The 24,286-nt window shown below is 46.3% G+C and carries 20 protein-coding genes; 11 read left to right on the top strand and 9 right to left on the bottom strand.

Going from position 1 to position 24,286, the window contains the following annotated elements:
* Window positions 1–124 precede the first annotated feature (124 nt).
* From ACJJI6_RS06935 to ACJJI6_RS06925, 3 genes are all read left to right on the top strand, one after another.
* Window positions 125–1,492 (top strand): efflux RND transporter periplasmic adaptor subunit, encoded by a 1,368-nt coding sequence (locus ACJJI6_RS06935; RefSeq protein ID WP_475712929.1) that lies wholly within the window; start codon window positions 125–127, stop codon window positions 1,490–1,492.
* A complete protein-coding gene (locus ACJJI6_RS06930) occupies window positions 1,489–4,614 on the top strand; it encodes an efflux RND transporter permease subunit (RefSeq protein WP_475712928.1) in 3,126 nt (1,041 codons plus the stop codon). The genes ACJJI6_RS06935 and ACJJI6_RS06930 overlap by 4 nt, the downstream gene beginning before the upstream one ends.
* Before the next feature lie 304 nt (window positions 4,615–4,918).
* A complete protein-coding gene (locus tag ACJJI6_RS06925) occupies window positions 4,919–5,365 on the top strand; it encodes a GNAT family N-acetyltransferase (protein WP_444913563.1) in 447 nt (148 codons plus the stop codon).
* Window positions 5,366–5,393: 28 nt separating this feature from the next.
* On the opposite strand, the gene ACJJI6_RS06920 is transcribed toward ACJJI6_RS06925, so the two are convergent.
* The gene (locus ACJJI6_RS06920) at window positions 5,394–6,290 is read right to left on the bottom strand and encodes a LysR family transcriptional regulator (protein WP_475712927.1); all 897 of its coding nucleotides are present in this window, start codon (window positions 6,288–6,290) and stop codon (window positions 5,394–5,396) included.
* A gap of 117 nt (window positions 6,291–6,407) precedes the next feature.
* On the opposite strand from ACJJI6_RS06920, the gene ACJJI6_RS06915 reads away from it, so the two are divergent.
* Together ACJJI6_RS06915 and ACJJI6_RS06910 are read left to right on the top strand one after the other, a co-directional pair.
* Window positions 6,408–7,349: a peptidyl-alpha-hydroxyglycine alpha-amidating lyase family protein gene (locus ACJJI6_RS06915; protein ID WP_475712926.1), complete on the top strand. Its 942-nt coding sequence runs from the start codon at window positions 6,408–6,410 to the stop codon at window positions 7,347–7,349.
* A gap of 31 nt (window positions 7,350–7,380) precedes the next feature.
* Window positions 7,381–7,737 (top strand): 5-carboxymethyl-2-hydroxymuconate Delta-isomerase, encoded by a 357-nt coding sequence (locus ACJJI6_RS06910; protein ID WP_475712925.1) that lies wholly within the window; start codon window positions 7,381–7,383, stop codon window positions 7,735–7,737.
* 110 nt (window positions 7,738–7,847) lie between these two features.
* Here the strand turns inward: ACJJI6_RS06910 and ACJJI6_RS06905 are convergent, their stop codons facing one another.
* Complete coding sequence (locus ACJJI6_RS06905; protein WP_475712924.1) at window positions 7,848–8,612, bottom strand: SDR family NAD(P)-dependent oxidoreductase; 765 nt, start codon at window positions 8,610–8,612, stop codon at window positions 7,848–7,850.
* Window positions 8,613–8,751: 139 nt separating this feature from the next.
* Between ACJJI6_RS06905 and ACJJI6_RS06900 the strand changes: the two genes are divergently transcribed.
* Together ACJJI6_RS06900 and ACJJI6_RS06895 are read left to right on the top strand one after the other, a co-directional pair.
* The gene (locus ACJJI6_RS06900; RefSeq protein WP_475712923.1) at window positions 8,752–9,672 is read left to right on the top strand and encodes a LysR family transcriptional regulator; all 921 of its coding nucleotides are present in this window, start codon (window positions 8,752–8,754) and stop codon (window positions 9,670–9,672) included.
* Between the two features lie 316 nt (window positions 9,673–9,988).
* Window positions 9,989–10,363 (top strand): potassium channel family protein, encoded by a 375-nt coding sequence (locus ACJJI6_RS06895; RefSeq protein WP_475712922.1) that lies wholly within the window; start codon window positions 9,989–9,991, stop codon window positions 10,361–10,363.
* Window positions 10,364–10,417: 54 nt separating this feature from the next.
* On the opposite strand, the gene ACJJI6_RS06890 is transcribed toward ACJJI6_RS06895, so the two are convergent.
* From ACJJI6_RS06890 to ACJJI6_RS06880, 3 genes are all read right to left on the bottom strand, one after another.
* A complete protein-coding gene (locus tag ACJJI6_RS06890; RefSeq protein WP_475712921.1) occupies window positions 10,418–11,026 on the bottom strand; it encodes an OsmC-related (seleno)protein in 609 nt (202 codons plus the stop codon).
* A gap of 150 nt (window positions 11,027–11,176) precedes the next feature.
* Window positions 11,177–11,632, bottom strand: coding sequence for a hypothetical protein (locus ACJJI6_RS06885; protein WP_444913570.1), 456 nt, complete (start codon window positions 11,630–11,632; stop codon window positions 11,177–11,179).
* A gap of 248 nt (window positions 11,633–11,880) precedes the next feature.
* Window positions 11,881–12,954, bottom strand: coding sequence for a 3-deoxy-7-phosphoheptulonate synthase (locus tag ACJJI6_RS06880; protein ID WP_444913571.1), 1,074 nt, complete (start codon window positions 12,952–12,954; stop codon window positions 11,881–11,883).
* Window positions 12,955–14,577: 1,623 nt separating this feature from the next.
* Here ACJJI6_RS06880 and ACJJI6_RS06875 point away from each other — a divergent pair.
* The gene (locus tag ACJJI6_RS06875; protein ID WP_475712920.1) at window positions 14,578–18,135 is read left to right on the top strand and encodes a sialate O-acetylesterase; all 3,558 of its coding nucleotides are present in this window, start codon (window positions 14,578–14,580) and stop codon (window positions 18,133–18,135) included.
* Between the two features lie 428 nt (window positions 18,136–18,563).
* Window positions 18,564–19,277, top strand: a complete 714-nt coding sequence (locus ACJJI6_RS06870; protein ID WP_475712919.1) for an aspartate/glutamate racemase family protein — start codon at window positions 18,564–18,566, stop codon at window positions 19,275–19,277.
* A 199-nt stretch (window positions 19,278–19,476) separates the two neighbouring features.
* On the opposite strand, the gene ACJJI6_RS06865 is transcribed toward ACJJI6_RS06870, so the two are convergent.
* Together ACJJI6_RS06865 and ACJJI6_RS06860 are read right to left on the bottom strand one after the other, a co-directional pair.
* Window positions 19,477–20,373, bottom strand: coding sequence for a fatty acid desaturase family protein (locus ACJJI6_RS06865; RefSeq protein WP_475712918.1), 897 nt, complete (start codon window positions 20,371–20,373; stop codon window positions 19,477–19,479).
* A 23-nt stretch (window positions 20,374–20,396) separates the two neighbouring features.
* Complete coding sequence (locus tag ACJJI6_RS06860) at window positions 20,397–21,200, bottom strand: hypothetical protein (protein ID WP_475712917.1); 804 nt, start codon at window positions 21,198–21,200, stop codon at window positions 20,397–20,399.
* 461 nt (window positions 21,201–21,661) lie between these two features.
* On the opposite strand from ACJJI6_RS06860, the gene ACJJI6_RS06855 reads away from it, so the two are divergent.
* Complete coding sequence (locus ACJJI6_RS06855; protein ID WP_475712916.1) at window positions 21,662–22,132, top strand: hypothetical protein; 471 nt, start codon at window positions 21,662–21,664, stop codon at window positions 22,130–22,132.
* Between the two features lie 126 nt (window positions 22,133–22,258).
* The gene (locus tag ACJJI6_RS06850) at window positions 22,259–22,483 is read left to right on the top strand and encodes a hypothetical protein (RefSeq protein WP_444917348.1); all 225 of its coding nucleotides are present in this window, start codon (window positions 22,259–22,261) and stop codon (window positions 22,481–22,483) included.
* Between the two features lie 398 nt (window positions 22,484–22,881).
* Here ACJJI6_RS06850 and ACJJI6_RS06845 read toward each other — a convergent pair whose 3' ends face one another.
* Together ACJJI6_RS06845 and ACJJI6_RS06840 are read right to left on the bottom strand one after the other, a co-directional pair.
* Window positions 22,882–23,331 carry a PaaI family thioesterase gene (locus tag ACJJI6_RS06845; RefSeq protein ID WP_444957892.1) on the bottom strand — a complete coding sequence of 150 codons (450 nt, stop codon included), beginning with the start codon at window positions 23,329–23,331 and terminating at the stop codon, window positions 22,882–22,884.
* 24 nt (window positions 23,332–23,355) lie between these two features.
* Window positions 23,356–24,285 carry a DMT family transporter gene (locus ACJJI6_RS06840; protein ID WP_475712915.1) on the bottom strand — a complete coding sequence of 310 codons (930 nt, stop codon included), beginning with the start codon at window positions 24,283–24,285 and terminating at the stop codon, window positions 23,356–23,358.
* Between the last annotated feature and the right edge of the window lies 1 nt (window position 24,286).

The following is a 24,286-nucleotide window of genomic DNA, read 5'->3' as shown; positions in this document are numbered from 1 at the left end:
AACTACTTTAAGCTTTACAGGGTGTTGTGCGTTCTGCGAACTTTAATAGAGTATTCAACTGCTGGGTTTTAGTGGCACTAGGCTTTTTAAGGTCTGGTTCGGCCAGTTCTTTATGGGTAAAACTATGACAAGTAGCGCAATCAAAGCCTTACTAAAGCGTCGTCGAATGCTACCCGTTTTGATACTTGGTGGAATTTTAATGGCTATGTCGCTGGTGGCCAGTCGACAGAAACCACAAAGATACGAAGGGCAAGTTCCGGAACTGCTGGTGGAAGCCATCGAAGTGAAGCGAATGCCTATTCGAGCTGAAACTGTTGCTTTTGGAGAGGTGATGCCGAGCATTACCCTTGAGGCAAACTCTGAAGTTGGTGGTCGTGTGGTTTCAGTGTCGGCTGATTTGGAACCTGGCGCAATAATATCTGCCGGGGCACCAATCCTAAATATTGACGAAACCAGCTATCAATTGGCCGTTGCTCAAGCGGAGAGTGACTTGGCTGTTTATCGCGCAAAATTACAAGAACTGGAGGTTGAAAAGGCTAATAGCCAGCGTTCGTTGGAAATAGCTCAGAGGACACTGGAATTAGGGGAACAGGAATTACAGCGAAAAGAGCAGTTGGCGGTTAAGGGGATTGTTTCTCGCTCAGCGGCTGATGCGGAGGAGCAACGGGTATTGAAGTTGCGACAAGAAGTTGAACTTCAAAAGGGTAATCTCTCCCTCTTTCCCACTCGTAGGCAGGTGATAAAGGCCCAGATAAGTCGTGCTGAAGCGCTGCTTGGTGAAAGTCGCTACCAGTTATCGCGAACCCGGATAAGCCTGCCCTATAACGTGCGGATCGGTGATGTCTATGTGGAGGCTGGCCAGTCTGTTGCCCATGGGACTCCGCTTTTTGTCGCTTATGGTATGGATCAGGTGGAGGTTTCAGCCGAACTGACGATGGCTCAAATAGTGCCTCTTTTTCGGAGTATTGAATCTCCCAGTGATCAAACTCTCTCGCCTGACGACTTCTCAGATGCCTTATTGGGATTGGAGGCCAGGGTTGGACTGGTAGGTGGTATTAAACCGGTGGAATGGCGGGGCAGGGTAGTGAGAGTTGGAGGTACCATGGATACCACAAGCAGAACTCTATCCGTAGTGGTTGCAGTGGATAACCCTTATCGAAATATAGTAGCCGAGGGTCGGCCGCCCCTATTTCGTGGTATGTATGCCCGGATTAAGCTTGTTGCACCTCCTTCGCCAGCTTTGGTTATCCCTCGCAGAGCCATGCATGAAGGGCGGGTCTACTTGGCTGAAAATAATCAATTGAAGATTCGCACCATAACGGTGGACTACTACCTGGGTGATCTAGCTGTTATCCGCTCTGGCTTGGTGCCTGGAGATCAGGTGATAACTACTGATGTTATCCCAGCAATCAGCGGGACGGCAGTATCTGTCATCGATGTCAAAAAGGGAGTTTCAGACCTGGCCGTGGCAGCAGAGGAAGTTGGCGAGTGATTCGCTTTTTTGCGATCCACCCAACTGCTGCCAATTTGCTTATGGTGGGTTTAATGCTGGCTGGCTTTTTCGTATTGCCGACGATGAAGCGAGAGACTATGCCGGAAATCGACAAGTTCGAAGTACAAGTCTCAGTATTTTATCCTGGTGCAGCTACCGCTGAGGTCGAAGACAGTATCTGCCTCCCCCTCGAAGAGGCAACGGATGGCATCCCATTTATTGATGAGCGCCGTTGTGAAGCTGCAGACAATCTTGGCGTGATGAAACTGAAAATGCAGGAAGCAGGTGATATGGGGCAGTTTCTTGCCGACATTGAATCTGCAGTAGATGCGATAGACTCTCTTCCTGCTGAGAGCGAAAGGCCAGTCATAGAAGAGCTGGGACGCACCCAGCCGGTGGTGAGTGTTGCCCTAAGCGCAGATTTGCCTTTGATCCAGCTCAACCAATTGGCCGAGCACTATCGCCGAGAGTTACTTCGTCATCCGCTGGTGCCCATTGTCAAAATTTCCGGTTTTTCAGACCATCAATTGCAAGTGGAAATTTCAGATTACAATTTGCGACAGTATGGACTGAGTGTTGCCGATCTTGCCGCAATTATCGATAAGCAAGCAATTGATATGCCCGCCGGTAAGGTAACTGCACCTGATCGGGAGTATCAGGTTCGTTTTACCGAAAAGCGGCGCACCGCAGCAGAGCTTGAAGAACTTATTGTTGTCAAAGGAATGGCTGGCGCAGAGGTGCGATTGGGCGATATTGCCACTATCCACGACAGTTTTGAAAAGGAGGAGGACAAAATCACTTTTGATGGGCAGCGAGCCGCATTGCTTGTTGTTCAGAAAAACAGCGTGGATGACAGTTTGAGGGTGTTGGAAGCGGTTCGCGAATTTGTCCAGGCGGAAAATGCCCGTTTACCGGAAGAAATGCGGTTGATTCTTACTCAGGATAGCGCCTCAATTGTTGCTGATCGTTTAAGGATGATTATTACCAACGCCTGGCAAGGGCTTATTCTTGTTGCGCTGACCCTTTATTTGTTTTTTAGCGGGCGATATGTCTTTTGGGTGGTGATGGGCTTGCCCGTTTCATTTCTCGGCGCCTTTGCTGTGATTACTGCTTTGGGTATATCCATCAATATGATCAGCTTGGTGGGGCTGCTGATTGCAATTGGTATCTTGATGGATGATGCCATTGTGCTTTCGGAAAGTGTCGCCACCGAATACCGGGATGGCCGTACACCTCTTCAGGCGGTGGTTATCGGAACCAAGCGTGTTGCAAGGGGGGTTATCTCCTCATTTGTTACTACCGTGATCGTTTTTTCTGGATTAGCTTTTATCAAAGGGGACATGGGGCAGGTCCTCAAAGTATTACCAATTGTTTTAATCTCTGTACTAGTGGTTAGCCTGATTGAAGCCTTTCTTATTCTCCCCGCCCATTTGCGTCATGCCCTTTCGTACAAGGAAAACCCACCAGCCTGGAAAGTCGCTTTTGCTCAGCGATTTGAGTTGTGGAGAGAGTATGTCGGGTGTGTCGCTGATAAAGCGGTTGAATACAGATATGCTTTTGTCGGCGGCGTAGTGGGACTATTTTGTGTTACGGTGAGTTTACTTCCTGCGGGGTTAGTTAAATTCCAAGGGTTTCCTACATTGGAGGGAGATTTACTACAGGCCCGAATTCTAATGCCCCAAGGAACCTCCCTCGTAGAAATGGAAAAGCTGGTGGCGTATCAGAAGAAGGCCCTGTATTTAGCTGCTGGAAACCTCTCAGAGAAAGAGGTAGCGCCACTTATCGAGCACATTAGTGTTACTTACGGTGTGAATGGCGATGCTTTTGAGAGTGGAGCTCATGTAGCCACAATAAATGTCGACCTACTGGCTGCAGAAGTTCGCCATACAAGTATCAGTGAGTTACGTCAGGCCTGGAGTAAGGCTGCTGGCGATATACCTGGTGCGATCGCGATTTTGTATAAGGAGCCATCGCCTGGTCCAGCTGGACGAGCTATTTACCTTCGCTTGGCCGGGCTGGATATTGATCAGCTAAAAGGAATATCTATACGTCTACAAAACTGGCTGCGCAGTTACGAAGGAGTGGTGAATGTACTGGATGACCTGCGTCCTGGTAAGCCACAGCTGACGGTCCGAATGCGGGAGGGGGTTTATGCTTCTGGTATTGATGCCAGTGTTGTGGCCACTCAATTGAGAGCTGCCTATCAGGGCACAGAGATTGATGAAGTGCAGTATCAGGGAGAGACCTACGAAATTCGTGTTCGAATGGATGGGCCATCTCGCAGTGCGCTGTCACGATTTGATGAGCTTGTCATTATTCACCCTGAGACAAGACAGCGTGTACCTTTGATGGCAATTGCCGATATTGAAATGCACCGGGACTATGCGCGTATCCAGAGAATTAATGGTGAGCGTGTTGTTACGGTCTTTGCAGATGTTTTTACAGAGAGGGCCAATGCCAGTGAAATTCTGCTGGATACCCAACAGAACTTTTTTGCACCACTGGAGCAGGAATTTCCGGGCCTAAGGGTAACCATGAAGGGAGAGATTGAAAATAGTCTCATTACAGGTTTATCGATGGGTAAGGCCTTGTTGATTGGGGCAATAGGAATCTATTTACTACTCTCGCTTCAATTTCGTAGTTATACCGAACCTGTAATTGTGATGATGGCGATTCCCCTGGCTTTAATAGGTGTAGTCTGGGGACATATTATTATGGGGCAGAATATAACGATGCCCAGCATGATGGGATTTGTCTCTCTCACTGGAATTGTGGTGAATGATTCAATCCTGTTAGTAGAGTTTGTGAAGCTTCGCGTCCGAAAGGGAATGGACTTTCACACGGCGGCGAGTCAAGCCAGTCGCGATCGGTTCAGAGCTATTTTCCTTACCTCACTGACAACAGTGGCCGGATTGTTGCCACTGATGTTCGAAACCAGCCTTCAAGCCCAGATACTGATTCCACTGGTAACCAGTATTGTATTTGGGATAAGTAGTTCAACGGTTTTGATTCTGTTAGTCCTGCCAGCCCTTTATGGCATTCTTAAGGACTTTGGTTTAACTGAGCGAATTCAGGAGCCGCTAGATCGATTACCTGAAGATATCGCCGCTTCTACGCCCTAAGGTAGCACCCGGATAATCTTGATTGTTGAAGTGAAAAAGTAGCTGGAATGAGTGGTAGAAGAAGGAAGATAAAAGAGGAAGCAGTGGTAATACTTTGAGCTCCGGGAAGAATTAATCATCAATTCTTAATTAGCGCACTTGTACGAGTATCCAATATAGGGTTTCGGAGTTGATTTAAGTAGTCGAATGTTTCATGTACGTCACGGAATAAGTAGCGAATAGTCCTTGTTGTCCCCTTTACTTCAATTGATAATCAGGAAGATAAATTTGAACTTGCCTTCTTTTGTACAGATTCACGCTCAAAATGATTAGAAAATACAATAAAAATGACTATCCACGTGTGCTGGATATATATGCCCGTTCAAAACTCGATGAGCTACGGTTTGAAAGCCGGAGTTTCAATCTGCTGCCGCTGGATAAAGATCAAAAACGTTTGGCCCAGCTGATGGAGTCGGATATTTATGTGTACGAAAAAGGTGATGTTCTTGGCTATGGTGCACGATATAAAAATGAGATTCGTGCACTGTTTGTGCATCCTTCGTTTAGAGGTCAGGGGGTAGGGCGGGAGTTACTGGAGTACCTTTTAGGGGAAATCAGTGGCGCTGTACACCTGCAGGTTGCCAAAACCAACGACCCGGTGAAAAACCTGTATCGCAAATATGGTTTTGTGGTGACCAGGGAGCTGCAAACTACCTACAGCGGGGTCCCTGTACTTGCCAATGAGATGGTTCGCCCCCCCAGCGCCAACTAAATACACAAACGCCTATGCTACAGAAGTGTCAGCAGGCGTTGTTCTCAAAACATTCCTCCAGAAACCTCCAAAAGGCATCCAGCTTGGCGGAGGCGGCTCTTCTCTGCTGATACACCGCAAAAAGTGGCCTGCTTGATTGCTGCCAATCCGGCAGAATCTGAACCAATTTACCCGTCGTAATATCCCGCTCTACCAAATAATCGTAAAGGCAAGCTATACCGGCGCCAGACAGGGCTGCTTGGTAGAGGGAATAGTAGTTATTACTGGAAAAGTAGGGCTTGGGGGCAATCGTGATCGATTCCTGCCCCTTTTGAAAGGTCCAGGAAAGTGGATCGCGGCTGTACTTGTAACACAGTAGTTGGAATTTATTGAGTTGGTCCGGGGAGGAAAAGGACTTAATCCTTGCCAGGTACTCAGGAGATGCTATCAGGAGCCGATCGTGCCGGCCGATTTGATGAGAGTATAGCGTTGATTGGGGCTGCGCAGGTTGGGAGCGCAATGCCAGGTCAAACCCTTCACCGGTAAGGTCCCGAAGCTGATCATCCAGAATCAGGTCCAAACGGATGTCTGGGTGCTCAGTTGTAAACTTCGGTAGCCTAGGTGCCAGCCAGAACTGCCCCAGAGCCGTTGGGGCGGTAATCCGCAACAATCCAGAGGGCTGCCCTTTGGAGCTGGTTAGTCGCTCTTCCACTTCCCGTAGATCATTAAGGACACGCTCTGTGGTTTCCAGGTAGTCCCGCCCCGCATCCGTAAGGCTTTGGGATCGGGTAGTACGGTGAATTAGCCGAGTACCCAGTCGCTGCTCAAGCTGTTGGATGGCCTTGCTCACAGCGGACACCGTGGACCCCAATTCCCGGGCGGCACGGGTAAATGACCCCAATCGCGCCACTGTAGTGAACACCTGAATTAAGTGGAACCGGTCCAAAGGAACCTCCAATAATTTCCTGTCAGGAAAAAGTGAATATCAAAATTATGCTATTAACGCATTTATAGGAAAAAGTCACAATATCTTGGCAGATCGACAAGTTAAGAAGGGTTTCTGATGAGAGTGATTGTATTGCTATGCCTGATTTTGGTTCCCAGCGCCTTTACGCTGGCCGAGGCACCGCCAAACAGCCAGCCATTTCACGTCAAGGGGGGTGATTTTAAGTTGCCAGTGGGTTGGCACTTTGGGGAGGTTGCGGGGGTGGTCCGCAGGGAGAATGGCCACTTTGTTGTGTTTCACCGAGGGTCTCATTCACTGTTGGAATTCGATGGACAGCGGCGTTTTGTTCGCGAAATCGGTGCGGGACTGTTTGAAAATCCGCATGGTCTTCGTATAGACCATAAGGGCAATATTTGGACTACCGATACTGCCACGCACTTGGTATTGAAATTTGCACCTGATGGCGAAGTAGCCATGGTATTGGGGAAGCGAGGTGCAGCCAGTGAAGGCTGGTTTGATCGCGACTACAACTTGGTGCTGTTCGATCAGCCCCAAGATGTTGCGGTGGATAGAAATGGATTTATTTATGTGGTGGATAAAGGCAACAGCCGCATCGTAAAGCTGGATAAGAATGGCCTTTTGGTAACCACCTGGGGTGGTCAGGGGGAGGCCCCTGGAGAGTTTAATTTCCCTCACTCCATTGTGATTGATTCCGAGGGGCAGTTATATATTGCCGATCGTGAAAATCGCCGGGTACAGATCTTTGATTCAAAGGGTAAATATTTAACTCAATGGAGTGGAATAGGTTACCCCTATGTCCTGTTTCTCAAAGGTGATGCTTTGTGGATGACAGATGCACGGGTCGAGGAAGTGCGACAGTACGACCTGTCTGGTGATCTCAAGATGCGTTATCAAGGCCAGCCTGGGCGGGGACAGAAGCAATTTGGCTTTGTACATGGGATCTATGTGGATGACGACGGACTTTGGGTATCCCATATCTTGAATTGGACCATCAATCGCTTACTGCCAGCGGATACACTACCCGCTCCGGTCATGTAGCTTTTCTTTCAAAATTTACCTGGGAGTATTTATGCCTCACTGTGTTATCCAGTGTCCTTCTAATCTACTTGAGTCGGTAGATGTTGATAGCTTACTGACTTCTATCCATACCGCTGCAGATCAGTCTGCACTGTTTGAGTCGGGGGATATTAAAGTTCGTTTGTTACCTGTCGAGCACTATTTGGTTGGACCTGAACCAGCACCGTTTGTACACCTGGAATGCAGTCTGCTTTCTGGTAGAAGTATTGAGCAACGACAAAGCTTGGCTCGTTTACTAGCCAAGGCCCTGTGTGAAGCCGTGCCCGATGTGGAGATGGTTTCTGTAGAGGTCCGCGAGATTGTGCGAGCTACATATTGTAATCGCGCTGCATTGGGACTCGCTGCGTAGCTTATTTGCCGTGTTTAAGTGTGCCGGGGTGAACTACGAGAAAGCTTCGGCAAAAGGTACTCATTGGCACAAGTGGGGGCTAAGCCCCCACTTGTGCACTTTCAAGCCGGTTAGAGGCAGTAGCCCCCATCAACCTTCAGGTGTGCATTTCGCATACCGACTGAGTGATCTGTGGCCAGGTAGTGGATTGCTGGCACTATGTCATCTACCTCAAGTGCCCGGCCCAGTGGCGTTACCATCATACTCTCTGTGAGACTTTGAATGTCTGATTGGCTCATGCCGGCTTTTTCCTGGATTTCGGTCAGGGTGATTCCGGGGCGTACGCTATTTATACGAATTCCCCTCACCGCTAACTCCGCATTCAGGACCTGGGCATAACCTTCAATGGCAGACTTGCTCGCGCTATAAGCGGAAGTTCCCGAAAAGGTTTTCTCTACGGCAATACTCGAAAGCAAAACCACGCTGGAGGGGTTATTCATCACCGGTAGTAATTTTTGCAGCGTGAAAAAAGGTCCCTTCACATTGATGTCAAAAGTGTGATCGAAGAGGGCTTCATCGGTTTCCTCAAATATCCCAGGCTTGAAAATACCGGCATTCAAGATAAGGGCATCCAGTTTAACCTTATCGTTTTGTAATTTGTTTCCCAGTTGCTCAATTTGATCGAGTTTTCCGCTATCACATAGGTGGCAGGTCAGCTGGCCGCTACTCCCAAAGAGGCCCGAGATATCCTCGGCTGTTTGTTCCAGTTTTTCAGCGTTTCGGCCCGTGATGATGACTTGCCAGCCCTCGGATAAAAAGTGCTTAGCTGTTGCGAGTCCAATACCGGCAGTGCCACCAGTGATTGCGATGGTTTTTGTTCTCTGCTGGTGTCCCATAGATCCTCTCTTGCGATTGTAATGGTGCAATGAATGGCAGTTGCCAAGATTAGGCTTAGGAGGATATGTTGTTAGACTGGTATCAATAAGGCACCATTATGGCAATACTTTGGTTCTAAATTGGAAGCAATGAGACAGAATGCAGCATTTACATCAATACTTGGGACATTTGTACGTCTTCCGGTTAGTCATTGAGCAAGGCAGTTTTCAGGGGGCTGCTAATCAGCTGGGCTTACCTCGCTCATCAGTCAGCAAGAAGCTGGCACAGCTGGAGGGGTTTGTTGATCAGCGTCTATTGCATAGAAGTACGCGGCAATTGCGCCTTACGGATGCCGGTGCTGCTTTGTTGGAAGCAACGGAGACTATGGCTCAGCTAATGAGCAATACCGAACACCTGATCCTCTCCCACCAGGATGAAGCTGTTGGTAGAGTTAAGATAAGTTGCTCTACCTTAATGGGACAGCGGTACTTATTGCCATCCATACCACTACTAAAGCAACGCTACCCAAAAATTACTTTTCAAGTGAACTTAAGCGATAGGGTTGTGAACTTACTGGATGAAGGAGTTGATATTGCCATTCGCACGGGGCACTTGCCGGACTCTTCATTGGTAGCGCGCCGAATAGGTGAAAAGCGTTGGGGGTGGTTTGCCAGCCCGGATTATTTGGCGAGTTGGGGGGAGCCTAATTCTCCAGATGATTTAAGCCAGCATCAATGCTTAGTGTTTAGTAACCAAACAACAACCATTGACCACTGGCACTTTTCTAACGATGGTAAGGAAATAAAGACTGTTGCCATTGATCCGGCGATGGTGGTCGATGATGGCCGTACATTGGTTGAATTAGCTACAATGGGTCAAGGTATAGTTATGATTGATCCTCTTCTGGTGCGCAGGGAATTAGCGGAGGGCAAGTTGATATCTATCTTTCAGCAATGGAGAAGCCCTGAGTTGCAACCGATCCATCTAGTGTGCTTGGGAAGGTCTATAAGAAGTAAAGCGGTAGAGGTAGTTTGGCAGGCATTGGTTGAGGGCTTGCAGAGGGATTTAATCCAGCCTTAAAAGCAAATATGGCAGGGTTTTACGTATCACCTCTTTAGTTCTTTTGAATTTCCTGAAGCTTCTTTCTTTTTAATTCTCTTTTCTCTTGGTAGTAGCGCTTGTCGACATATCTAAGCAGTAGCCATAAGACAAGCGCAGCAACAATGCCAAACAGGTATCCTTTTCCGTACATGCTATGTGCTACCCGCTGCTGGCCAGATTGATGCTCTGTAGTCTGGCCTTTTTAGAAACCTGATTATTAGTAGGCAAAATAGGGCAGGTAGGAACTCCAGTCGGTCCATACGAGCTGCTGGACAGTTCTATTCACACCATTGGTTTGCATATAAAAGTTCCATTGGCCGGCTATAGCAAGGCAGTTGCTCGATTTAGCCGTGCATTTAGTATGGTTAAAGAAGAACTGGTATTGTTTGGAGTAACAGCTCTGATCTTGCTTTATTTGTCATCTGTAGGTATCTATTATTTTGAGAGCGCTGCTCAGCCGGAACAATTTAAATCTATCTTTCACAGTTTGTGGTGGGCAGTTACAACCTTAACCACTGTGGGTTATGGTGACATGTATCCAGTTACTCTCGGTGGGAGAATATTTACTTTCTTTGTGCCTTTGATTGGTTTGGGGGTGGTTGCAATTCCGACAGGTCTTGTCGCTTCTGCCTTATCTAAAGCCCGGATTGAGGATGTAGAAAACGATTAGTAACAAGCGCTATTAGGCTATGGCCTCTTCGTCTGTGAGGCCATCCCAGGGTATTTAATTGAACTCAATCGCTTTACTATTGATAAAGAGCTGGGTATCAACGGGTGTTGCACTGGAAACGGTTTGAAGTGACATACAGGCCTGCCGGCAACAATGCATAAATTTTACAAGTTCTTCTTCTGGCTCATCACTTTCAACAATCAAATGTATTTCCACTCTGTCCCCCTTGCCAAAGACTTCTTTCGGTTTGATACCCCCAAAATTCAAAGTGGTTGAGAACTCAGTTTTTTGCTCTAGCCTTACACTTTTTAATTTGATCCCGCCAAGTTTAGCCAGCATTTCGATGTGAGACATCATGCAAAGGGCTAGTCCTGCAGAGAAGTACATAATTGGAGATGGGGCGCTGCCTCTACCGCCGACGGCTGTGCCTTCATCACAGATAAGCTCCCATGTTCCACCATTAGGAACGTTGGAAAATATGGTGGCTTTTTTTAGGTGATGCCCCTCAGGCATTTGTTCGACATTAATATGAGCGTGAAACTTCAGCAGCTCGCCTTGTTTCACCTTATCGAGGTGAGGGGGAGGGAAGGTTACTTGGTGTGCATCCTCGTCCAACTTGCGAACGATGGTAGAACTCGACATTTCCCATTGAATTGGGTCCATTTCGAGGCTCCTCTGTTTTTGTGTCTCGACTAGAGGGTCGAGTAGAGTTGATTTGTGCACCCCTACGGAGTTGGGTGGCAACAGCTTTAACAAAGGAGGTTAGGGTGAGAAGGGCTATATTCCCACTTGTGCCTTAAGAGTACAGGCTCTTTAGTCCAGTAGGGGGAGCGCTGTAAAGAGCGCGAGTTCATGCGCGTAGGCCAGCGCATCATTCTTGGAGTGGAAGGCCTGCGCCTGGATACTATTGCTACCGTTATTTTGGCGGGGGACCAACATTACCTGCCAGCTGGAGTGGCTACTTTTACGGTCTGTGGTATGGGATGAGTAGGAGACAACCTTAACCCCCTTGAACGCCGCTAGCGATTGCCTCTCGGTCCAGCTATGCCAGAGGGCTTGTCTCTTGGAAACATAGCTTTTTGATTCTCCATCGATGTAATGTGTTGCCCGAAAGGAGAATGTGATTACCGCGAGAAGAGTGCAGAGAGCGGTGGCCAGCCAGGAGATGGTGGAGCCTCCATCGAGAGCAAAACTTAGGCTGACAAGTAGCCAGGTCAGAGTAAACCCACCAAAGATATAGATTGGTACTTTGTTGGACTGCAGTTCCATATGTGCTGCTTTCCTATTTCCCATAAATGTAAAATTAGGTGCTAGATTTCGACCTCAGTTAGTAAGCCGCTTATTTTTATTTAGCTGATTGAAGGAAGCATACGACAGCTATCTGTTACGGCAGGGCAAAAGTACTCTTTTTGTAGGGTCTTTATCAAGTGGATAGCGTAATTTGTAGGGAGATCAAGCTGTGGCGGTTATCTTTTCGGTAGGAAAGAGGCCCGCTATGGGCCTCTCCAGGGGGAGATCTAAGGGGAGCGTACTTTAAGGGGCTCGCGTAGCTGTTCGGCCATGCCTAACAGCAGGGACTCGGTAGTTTCCCAATCAATACATTTATCGGTTACCGAAACGCCATACTCCATATCGCTCAGGTTTGGCAGAATTTTCTGGTTGCCGGCTTTCAGGTTACTTTCCACCATAATGCCAATAATCGACTGATTGCCATCAAGGATTTGGTGAGTCACATTGTCGACCACCAGGGGCTGTAATTCGTGGTTTTTATTGGAGTTGGCATGACTGCAGTCGACCATAATGTTTGGCACGATATTGGACTTACGCAGCTCCTGCTCGCACATTGCAACACTCACTGAATCGTAATTTGGCTTGTCATTGCCCCCGCGAAGTACAACGTGACCGTATGGGTTGCCTGCGGTGTGGATAATCGCAACTTGACCGTGCTTATTGATGCCGAGGAAACGATGGGGGTTGGCGACCGATTGCAGGGCATTGATAGCCACCTCCAGGCCACCATCGGTACCATTCTTGAAGCCCACGGCAGAGGAGAGGCCGCTGGCCATTTCCCGGTGAGTCTGTGACTCTGTGGTTCGCGCGCCAATGGCAGACCATGAAATTAGGTCCTGCAGGTACTGAGGGGAGATTGGGTCTAGTGCTTCTGTTGCAGTAGGCAGTCCTAGCTCGGCAACATCCAATAGCAGCTTGCGGCCAATATGCAGCCCCTCCTCAATCTTGAAGGAGTCGTTCAAGTGAGGGTCGTTGATCAAGCCCTTCCAGCCAACAGTGGTGCGGGGCTTCTCAAAATAGACGCGCATTACAATTAGCAGGGTATCGGAAACCTTGTCCGCAATCGCCTTCAAGCGCTTAGCATAATCCATTGCGGCGTTCACATCGTGAACGGAGCATGGCCCGATTACCACCATCAGGCGGTGGTCTTTGCGATCTAGGATGTCGCGCACGGCGGCGCGTCCTCCAGCGACAGTCGCCTCGGCGGCATCGCTAATGGGGAGTTCTGCTTTCAGCGTCTCCGGGCTGATCAGTACTTCCTGGGAGACAACATTTAAGTCGTCGAACTGCTGTGTGGTCATGGCGTCTTCTGGTTTCTCTATTCCTTAGTGCCGCGCTGCACCTGCAGGCGGAGTACCTATCCTACTTTGCCATCAAGAATAGGGCGAGGGTTTCATTTGCAACCAAATAATTGGCCTTCTTTTGGGATGGCCATTTACTAGGGCCCCTTAGACTGGTTGGTGCAATGCGTTAGTTGCCGCCATCTTTAGCAGCCAAATGGTGGCAGATGGCATTAGCGCTTCTATGGAGTATGCAGCCAGAAGCGCAGTATTCAGAGGGCTCCTTACAGAGTAATAGCTGAAAACAATTCGCGAGTGCCAGGAGTGGGTGTCACTCGAGACAAGCCGCGGATAATTTTAATTAAGGATGGTCGATAGTTAACGTCACCGGGCGGTATTTGATTTAGCTAAATTAGCGATCTAAATCATTGAATAAGCTACACGGGCGCTGAAATTGGCGGGCAAGCTGTCTGTGAATCCCAGGATTATATCTGTGTAGTTTGCGAAGCTAGTGCTCGAGAATAGAGCCGGCTATTGCCTCCTATATGAGTCTCAAAGCTTCCCCATAAAACGAAATAATAAACTGATCAGCTATGTCTTGCATTTCAAAAAGGGCTCGCAAGTCTTTTCAACTAATTTTGTAGTTATCGCAAACATCCATGTGAACAGTAATTGTCATTTCTGAGCATTACAGGTTCTAATTTGATGAGAATCTTCTCTGCTAGACATAAAGGTGTTCTTATATCAAATTGGGCTTTTTGTAGGAGCTAAAATGTAGTCAAGTTGATGATTGTTGCGAATAAATTTTCTTTTTTCGGTGCGGATCGATTCCTACAAAATGTAGAAAATTGGCTTGCCTTTTCTTTGTAAGGGGTTAGGGTTTCGTATTGTGCAAAAATAGGAGTATTAATTTTTGTGGACACTCACCTCTATCCATGTGATCAATAATTACTTTTTGATTGCGGTTGAAAAGAGCATAATTATATTTTCAATCTTTTGAAGCTGGGGTTGTGTCTTTTTCCTGTATTGGTTAAGCAAAATTTATACCTTCTTACTTTTAATTGACTAGGCTGTGTTGTGAATAACTAGAGAAGTTATGCCCAACGCTTTGCAAACGATTTACTGCAAGAGCCTTGTTTATAATGCTGTGATATGGTTTGCAAAACCTGAGAGATAAAGAAGCGTTTTTTTAAGTGCGACTTGGTTAACCGTCTAATCTGTCTTGTCGTACTCTTTCTGATATCAAATATATTTCCAACATTGGCAGCAAGCTTAGGGTCCAGTGTCCTGGTAGATGTTGAAATACTCAAGGTATGCCTTAATTGCCTGATGAATGAGCATGGGAAGCTAACTCAAGGGAAGGCTAAGTTAAGTGCACTTATAACGCCTTGCTTTCGTTACATAGCTAGTTATCAAGCCTCAAGAGAAGACTGATAATTTTCTATGTTCTATAAATAGCCAATAGATTTGTAAGCCTTAGTAGTCAAAAAGAGCCGTCGTGGAAAAGTTAAGTAAGTCAATAAATTTTAGTGGTGGCTTTAATTTTAAGTCAGGGTGACTCAATCAAAGAACTGGTTCACGGTACCTGCAAGGAGATACGGATAAGCTTCGTTTGTTAATTTCAGTATTTCTAAATGACAAGTAATGTTTATACGTATCAGCAAAACAAATCGCTCCGAAAAGGCATTTAAGGCCCCCCTTGTATTATTATTAAGCGCACTACTTTTTGGCTGTGGTGGCGGAGGTAGTAGTAACGATGAGACGACACCGCAAGAGAACACTGGCGGTGACAACTCGGGCGGTGGAAATTCAGGCGGGGGAGTGGTAGATACCCCGGATGAAGGTGATGATTCTAACACGCTGCCCATTGCCAATGATCAGTTGGTACAGATGGCCGCACACGGCCGACTTGCAAAATCTATATTTCTTGCTGCGTATGATGAAGATCTGGATTCTCTAGAATATTCTATTCAGTCGGAGCCGGCGCATGGCACTTTAACAGGAAGTGGGCGTCGCTGGGAGTACCTCCCTGCAACAGACTTTACGGGTACTGATAGCTTCTCATATCTAGCGTCAGATAGTAGTGGTGCTAGTAATATTGCGACAGTTACTATTGAAGTTGCGGCAAATGATTGTGCCAGCGATTTCCTGGATGGACCAGCTGACAGCCTTCTGGTGCATGTTCCGTCTCACTTGGAATTCCGTGATGTAGCGGGTGGAAATTCTGTGATTGTTGAGGGTACTGCGCTAACAGAAAGTGCATCTTCGGATCCAGATGTAGAAGGGCGCACAATGTTTGTCAGTCGCAACGACTTTAACAATGCAGACATGACGGTGGCTCTTCCTGAGAAAGATGGCCTCGCGCATTTTAGCTTGTCTTTTAAGTTCATCCCGGATAGTACTGAAGGCGATGAAGTGATGGTGAGATCAATTGCCGATCCTAATGGTGATAATAACTCCGGCAGCTTTTATATAGGCATCAGTGATGATGTTGTTGTAGGGCAATTGGGCGGCCAAGACAGCCAGCAGTTTTCTAACGCAGAAAGTACTTTAAAAACCCGTAGCTGTAATCATGTCGCAGTTACGGTCGACAATGGCACGCTAACCGTGTACGTAAACGGTGAGGCTTCTACTTCGATATCTGTTGATGGTGATAGCTATCCTTACTTGGGCGACATGCTGCAATTTGGGCCCTTTGCGGGAAAAATCTGGGATGCGCGACTCTATGAGCGTGTGCTGACATACGATGAAGTCATGGACCTGGGTGGCAGTAACTGCAATGAATCCATGATTGCTACCAGCCCCTATGATGGTTACAACAACTATCTTTGTTCAACGTACCAGTGCCAATGGTGGTCGGATGATACCGACAAAACCATGGCTAATTTTGAGCATTATATTGTGGCTCAAGAGCGGGTATGGGAGAGGAATATCTTTGAAGCCGGCATGTATGGAAAAGGCGAGCTTTGCACTTACTTCAGTGATGAAGGTTCCACCCGTGATTTAGAACTCAATGACTCAATCAGTAATACGTTCGTTAAGAATTACACCCTGGAGGATAACCCGCTTACCCAGTCTAACGCCCAGCACTGGATGCATGAGAACTTCCACTCCTATCAGGGTAAGCTAAACAGGGTTACAGGTGAGTCCAGTGGTAAGTACACCCTGGAATCCTCCGCAAGCTGGGGCGCGGATCACAATATCCCGGGCGTTAAAGATAGCTTGCTGGGTTACTACACTCTCCACCCACATATTACCCTTTGGGCCATTCAAGACTCTCCCGTCGATCACCAATATGGTTATGACTTTAAAGGTGGGCATCAATACGGCGCTTATATTTTCTGGTCTTGGCTGACTAATTATGCTGTGAGTAAGGACCTGATGGGGGGGGTATTCCGTGACTCCAGGGGTGGGCTTAACGACCTGGAAGCAGCCGATGCTTATCTAACAGCCCAAGGGCACGACATGAAGGCCCTGTTTGCAGATTTTGCCGCACAAATCACGACCTGGGATATGGTTGAGAGTGAGGCCTACCAGGTGTCGGAGGCGGCCTCTTTGAGTCGAATGTTGAGTGAGCACCCTGATGCCAGCACCCACGATAATAAGTACACTCAAACATTTGACCAGGAAGGGACGGGTAACAGCTGGACTGATATGGATACCGGTTTTGTACCAGGCTCTTGGGCTTTTAATGCCTTTAAGGTAGAAGGTATTGCTGAAGACAGTAACTACACCGTTGCGGTTAGGGTTGATGCTGAAAATAACCCAGCTCATGCGGACTTCCGTGGTCGTGCAGTGGTTTACAACCCATCTACTGGTTCTCGTAGTTATTATCCATTTGATATTGATAGCTCCGGGGAAGATTCAAGTACCGTAGTACCGGTACCTGCCAATCATGAACTCTATGCTCTCGTAGTCACAACTCCTGACACCTTCAGGGATTTTGAGTTTTATGATTATGATTTTGCTATCTATCCATCTGGTGGCGACGTAAATACCGATCCAGTGGGTGATACTTCAGATGAGGATGTTGTAAAAGTTGTGGTTATGGCAGGCCAGTCCAATATGGAAGGCAACAACACCCGGTTAGATCGCTTGCAAGAGCTGATTTGCCATGCCAATGCAGATTACACCTACGGCGATGTCGACTGTGGTTCTACGGCGATTAGTGATGACCAGATAACAGAGCAGTTTATCAATAATAGTGATTCGCTAGCCGATTATAACCAGAGACTTAGCGATGATAACGAAGATCCTGTGGTGCAGAAGCTCGGGCAATTCCTCTGCCGTGCAGGCAGTCTCGACTCCCATACAGGTGAAACCTGCGATAGCCGTAACTTTGATCTGACTGACCGACTCTTTGCCACCATCAGTAGATATTACTTCTCTTCTAGCGATGGCTCCTATGGGTACAACTACGATGCCTGGATGCAAATGAGTACTGCTATGGAGGTAGCTGAGATTTATACTGATGGTCACCTGGACGCAGCTCTTGAAGGTACACGAGACGATATTACTGTACTGCAGTATCAGGGTTCATTGAATGATACCGGTTCTCTCTCTTTCTCTGAGCGCCATGGTGAATTGTTCCCCAATTACGGCGTGTCTACTAACCGCTATGGACCAGAGCTCACTTTAGGGCACTACCTCGGTGAAGAGACTGAAAACGATCTGTTACTTTTAAAAGTGGTTCAGGGTGGTACTGACCTGAGAGTTGACTGGAAGGTCCCTGGCTGCCATGACTCCGCCGCTAATGAGTGGACCCAAGATGAGGAAAGTCAGGAGTCTCTTTACACTGCGATGTTGGAGAAGATTGAGGCCCTGCGCGACCCTGAAGTTTTGGCTGGTTACTTTCCGCAGTATGAAAATAAGTCGATTGAAATCGATAGTTTTATCTGGTTTCAGGGTTGGAATGATGGAGGGCAAACTGTAAATGAAAACAACTATGAGGCGAATTTGACCTGTCTGGTGAATGGCCTACGGGAAGCGCTAAATGATTATGACTTGCCCATTGTTATTGCTAAAAGCCACTATGGTGATGCCAGTGGAGCTATCCAGTCTGCCCAACAGTCTGTTGCGGACAACATCTACAATGTTGAGGCTCATGAAACAGATGATCTCTCAGGTTATTACCATTTTGATCCAGCGGCGCATTTAGCGATAGGTAAGCGCATGAAGGAAGAGAGAGATAACTTGCGCTGATTAAAAATCATACTCGATAGCAAGTGCGTAGATAAGGCCTCCCTGCTGAAAGTCTTATCTACGCTCACCTAGCCCACAAAGCCAAAAAACCAGTATTATCCCTTCCGTTTATCTTGTCAGGTTTTTCAAACCATACTGTATCTCGCTCTAATAGCGTGATATCAATAGCGCTATACTCAAGTAGTTAATTTGCCCCATCAAAAGGTGCGTACTTCAGCGTTTGAGATAGGCGTTACATTGATTACCTGTGTCTTCAAAATTACTTTTGCTGAAAAATTATGTGAAGGGAATATTGATATCGGTAGAGATGTAGCCTTTGGGTTTTAAGTTTAGTTACTCTAAAGTGAGTATCGATAGTAGTGCGTATCATAAGGGACCGCCACAATTCTAAGTGGCGGATTAATTCTAATAGATAGAAGTTTAGTAATATGAAAACCTTGCCTAAACATATAGGTATAGTTGGATGCTCCGCAGAAGGGGCCGCCCTTTGCTACAGAGCAATATGTACTGAAAGCCCCAAAATTTTGGGGGAGTATGCGCACCCGGAAATCTCCATGCATACTCACTCTTTGGCAGACTATGTGGATCGATTGAATAACAGCGATTTGTTGGGTGTTGGTGACCTAATGCTTTCTTCAGCTAAAAAGCTCAAAGCGCAGGGTGCTGATTTCTTAATTTGTCCAGATAATACCATTCATCAGGCGTTTGATTATGTAAAAGAATTATCACCGCTACCTTGGCTCCATATTGCTGAAGTTGTAGCAGAGAGTGCGAAATCTCGCGGTTATCAAAAGCTTGGTATTTTAGGCACCAAATGGCTGGTGGAAAGTGATGTTTACCCAAAGAAAATTGAAGGGCAGAACCTTGGTTGGCTGCGACCTACAAATGAGCAGGTACACAATATAGACCGCTTTATTATGGAAGAATTGGTCTGTGGTGTCTCGACGCCAGATTCAGTAACTTACTTTCAAGAGGTAATTCAAAGTTTGAAGGCTAATGGTTGTGATGCCGTTATACTTGGGTGTACAGAAATACCACTAATAATTAGTGACTCCAACTCCCCTCTGCCTACCTTGAACTCCAATCATTTATTGGCGGAGGCAGCAATTAGGTTGGCTGTTGGATGTGCAGAATATTCCTAGTAAGCGCAATAGTGGGTGCTCGATCGGCATTTATCACATATAAAGCGAAGCTCTAATGTATGGATTTAGATGGCAGCAAAGCAAAAAACCATTTCACGGATAGGTTAGTATGGATTTTGCTGCTGCCTGTATGGAAAATACGGCGGAAGTATCATACTTATCTTAAGCTGTTTTGCCACGAAGTATTCAGTTCCAGTTGCTATCTTAACACCTGTCTTAACACGCCAAGGTAGTTATCAGCCAGCTCTACATCATCATAGTACCCGCGGGCCTTAAGAAACTTATGGAGTGCCCTTAAGTTATAGGTGGGCACACCCATAAAAGCGTGATGCTCACAATGGTAGCTTAATCCATCGGTGGGGCTGACAAAGAGTAATCCTAAAATTCCCCTTGGAACCGATCGTGTATTATATTTTGGTTCCAGATGATAGAGATCTTTAACCCCGGCATGCTCAGCGATTTGACGCATTCGAATGATGGCCATATAGACTGTAAAGTAGGCTATCACCCATAGGATATACAGCTGCGGAAAGCCAGAGGCCCACAACGCCGCAAACATGATACCGTTAACAAACAGGCCCCGTGTTAACTGATAATTAACTCTCTTATTTCTGCTCAACAAATCTCGACCGCTTAAAAAAAGATATAGGTTTGCCTTTAAACCAGTGATTCCCAAAAAATCTCTAATGAATTTTCTCGCTAGACTCCTTTTACTTACAGGATAGTCTTTATAGTTCTTCAGATCTGGATCTTTATCTGTGCCAGCATTTCGATGATGTTTTAGATGGCTCTTAATATAGGTATCACCATCCATCAATAAAAATGGTGAAGATAACCACTTGGCAACGAATTTATTATAGGCCCGGGTTGCGAAAAGCGTTTTATGACTGGCTTCATGCATGATTGCAGCTAAGGCCTGTTGACGCCCAGCTAGCAAGAATACTGCTGCAATATATACGTACCAATACGGTAATAGCGCTGCAATAACAAAAATAATAACGATGCCAATCCAAGCGCTTGCTACTATCCACCAAGCTCTGGCATCACTACGCTGCAGAAAAGGCTTGAGTTCTTCTTTGCTAATTGGGATATTCATTGAGGAGTACCTTGTTGTGATTATTAGTCAACACCTAACTTCTTCAACTGTTCCAGCCAAATGTTACGGCCAACACGATCGTACTTACGCACGATATTCTTCAATTCTTGGTACTTCTCTTGCGGTCTTATTATCTTTGGGAGTAGAGGATCAATCGCTAGGCGATGAATGGCCTCACCACCCAACCGGCATGTTTCTGATAATGTTGTATAAATAGGTTTATTTGACAGAGTCTTAAGGCTGTTCTCAAGGGACCGTACGAGATCGTCATATTCGCTATCAAGCCTTTCGATATCCCATAGCTGGTGAGCCCATTGAGAGACTAATGAATCCGGAACCTCATGCAATACAAAACAGTTAGCCCCTACCTCAAGTCCAAGAGTATCTAATGAAGCGATTATTTCAGTATGGGCGAGTTTTAGATTGTTGGGTCGTACCCACAGGTGATCGAGGCCTACGGAAAAACCATACCATTGGAGAACCGATAATGACTTTCTACGAACCGTACGTGATATTCCTTTAGGTAAGTGACAAGTAAGCCAACTACCGTCCCAAGTTTCATAATGAAAAGTATCATGTTGCCAGCGGTTGATAAAAGCGCGTTTGGCGATCGCTTTTTCTGTTAAACGGTACATCCCTCGCCCATCATGGCTGACCAATTCGGTACTCACCAATCTATTTAATGTTACTCGTAGACTATTGATAGAAATGTCAAATGCATCAGATATAAAGCTGAGCTGACTGGTTCCAAGCTCGTGTCGCTTGTTAACGCCCATCAGGTCCAGTAGGACATTTTTGGGGGTAGGCTCATACGTAAACTGATACATAGTGATTTTACTGACAATAATCCTGGTATTTGTTTCACGTGATATTACAGAGTAGAGCACAACTTGCAAGACATTGTAATCTTTGGGTTAAACAAATAGACGCTTAAATCCACGGTAATGCCATCTACTGCTATCCGATATCCTTATCACCGTGAGAGAAATCAATTGGGGAGGATTATATTCAAGTGCTTCTAGGTGCTCGGCAGGCTCTTCGCGCGAGGATGAGCTTGATAATCTTAAACTTGGTGGTAAGGCAATTTACGCAGTAGAGCATCGGCTTTAGGAGTTATAGTTTCGTGGGCTTAGCGAACAGTGGGCTCCTTGGTGCAGTAGTCAGTTCTGTGAAGCTATATGGTACGATTAAGGATAGAGCTAATTTGATGACTGCAGCAATATAAGTTGTGATGGCAATAGAGAATTCTGGTGGTTCCTAAGTTATGGCGTATAGAGGCAATTAACTTATGAAATGTTCTTTATTTTTAACGACAATATTAGTTTTAACTAGGCCAGTTATTGCAGAAGATAAAGAGTTTCGAGATTTGATTGCCTCGCATGAAGCCAATCTCGCTTTTATGTACGACCTTCTTGAAAAAGGTATAGATCCAAATAGAGAGGCACAGCTATACACTACCTTACTAGTTGGTTGGGTTTCTTTTGCTTCTGTTGCAGTTAAATACAACATTCAATCAGATATGCTAACACCTCGTAGAGTGTGCGAAATGACTCAGCTGATGGATATGACGTATCCAAAGTTATTGAATTCCCCAAAAAGCGCATATCCGATACAAATGGTTTCTTATGCACATAAATCCGCTACATCTGCGATGAAGTTGGTCGCTTCAGAATACCGAATCGATTGCGAGGAATACTTCAAAATAAAACAAAATCTTAAAGGGCGATTGGGAGAGCTTAAGAAACATGGAGATTCTTGATTGGGCTTTAATTCGAATAACGAAGATGTAGAAAAACTCAGCCCTCTTTTCGTACTGTGCTTCTACGTGAAAAATAGCCCACTCATCAGTGAAAGCTAGATCAGAATTCACGTAGAACCACCATTTATGATTAATATTCAATCACATCTAAGAAAGCAAAGACATAAATTAGTTTTTCTACAGCCTGAACGTGTACAAAAGGGAAGTTTAAGAGAAACAGAAGCACAGAGAGAGCTTCGTTTGGCTGGTGATCTTGAGGGTTACTACAAAGCACGAGCCGCTGCCGCCTATGCAGCCAGAGCGTTAATGGTCGTAAAAGTGAGTATGAATGTTGTTCAGCGGAGGAGCTAGACAAAAGTAAAACAGCTTTTATTAAGGTTGTTGAAGTTTCTACACGGAATATACAGCTACGGTTAATGAATGCTCATGCAGACTTTGTTGCTAACGATAATTAAGGTGTCCCAGGTCTTCTTAACCTTCGATAAATAGCAGTGTATTACCATCAGGTTTTTGGGCAGCTGTAGCAGGTTACGCTTTCAACGATAGCAATTGGAGCTCCCTACAGATCAGTGACCTGATTGGGGCAGAGTCTACATGCTGATGGATAGCCTGAAAGAGATTACCGCTCATGGCTTTAGCCGCACAGGTTCTAAGAGCTGCTGCAAATAACCTGTGACGCGGGATAATAGAGTAAAATCAAGAAGAGAGTGGTGTGAGATTAGATTTGATCGCAACAATGCTCTAAATACCTACTCAGAAACTTCGAAAGTGTTTTCATCAATCAGTTCGCCATCCAATGTTTCACTGCCACCACGATAGCGCATAGTCATTTGGCCGGTAGCAATTAAAGTTCCTTCACTGTCGTATATCTCTGTATATGAATAGAATATCTTTCGTCCAGTGCTCGTTAGCTTACCTATCGCAGTGAGTTGATTAGTTTTTGCCTGACCGGTGAAATTTGCTGTTAAAGAAAGTGTAAAAGCTCTACGACGGCGGTTGGGGTGGGGGCAGTAGAGGCCGCAGTAAGAGCCAGCGATATCGATTAATGTTGTAATAAAACCACCGTGGGGTACACCATGGGTATTCAGATGTTCCGGTTGTACTTCTACGCTGATTGCAACATGGCCTTCCTGCCAATTATCTATGGTTACACCTAGATGGTCATTGAACGGGGGTTGTTTCTTGTTCTGCCAATTCATCCAATTTCACCTTAGAAAGTAAGTTTATGATGGGTCGCTACAATCTGTTTTCTGAGTTGAAAGGTAGACTGTGAGCAATCCTGCACTGATAACGATCAGCGTCCCCATCAGTGCAATAGTGTTAGGTAAGTGCTGCCAAATGAGCCAACCTAGAAGTCCGGCAATAACCACACCAAAGTAACTGATTGGCGACACCACACTGGGTTTTGCATAGCTATATGCTTTGGTGTACAGCCAGATAGCCAAGAGTACAGAGACACCGTTGAAAATAAGATAGGGGAGTGTCCATAAAGGTATTGGTTCCCAATAATAGATACCCAGGGGCAGGCTGCACGCGAACGAGATTAATACGTAGTAAAACAATATAAGGCTGGGCCGGTCGGTACGGGACAAAATTCGTGTTCCGACCATAGAGGCAGCCAGGGTAAGCCCGGAAATCAGGCCGAGGGCATGGCCGCTACTAATACCGTCTACGTTGGGTTGAAGAATCAAGGTGACCCCGAGTAAGCCCAGTAAGATTGGTAGCCAGTGGGTTATGGGGATCTGTGCTCGAGCCCAAAGCCAGGCAATAAGGGGAACAAAAATGGGAGCTGCATTACGCAATAACCCTGCTTCCATTAGTGAAATTTTGCTTAGGGCAGAAAAATATGTGAAAAAGCATAACCACCCAGCAAAACCGCGTATTAGGTGGGTTCTCCAGTGTTGGGTGGTAAGGTGTCGAGGTGTTTGTCGCACTAGCCATGGGGTTAGCAGTATCAGGCAGATACTGTATTGGCTGAGCGTAATTAATGGCACGGGGACCGCGGTAGACACCCATTTGCTGGCTGCGGCCGCTGTACTTGCTACCAGCGCGGTAGCCAATGCAAAACCAATGCCCTTCCAGTTTTGGATATCCGTGCGGAGTGGCTGACTTAATGGGGATTGTACTTCGACTAAGGCATCAGGCCTACTCATG

This window comes from Microbulbifer maximicatervae (SeqCode) (genome assembly GCF_056232625.1).
The sequence above is the reverse complement of the archived record's forward strand: the minus strand, read 5'-3'. Positions and strand labels throughout refer to the sequence as shown.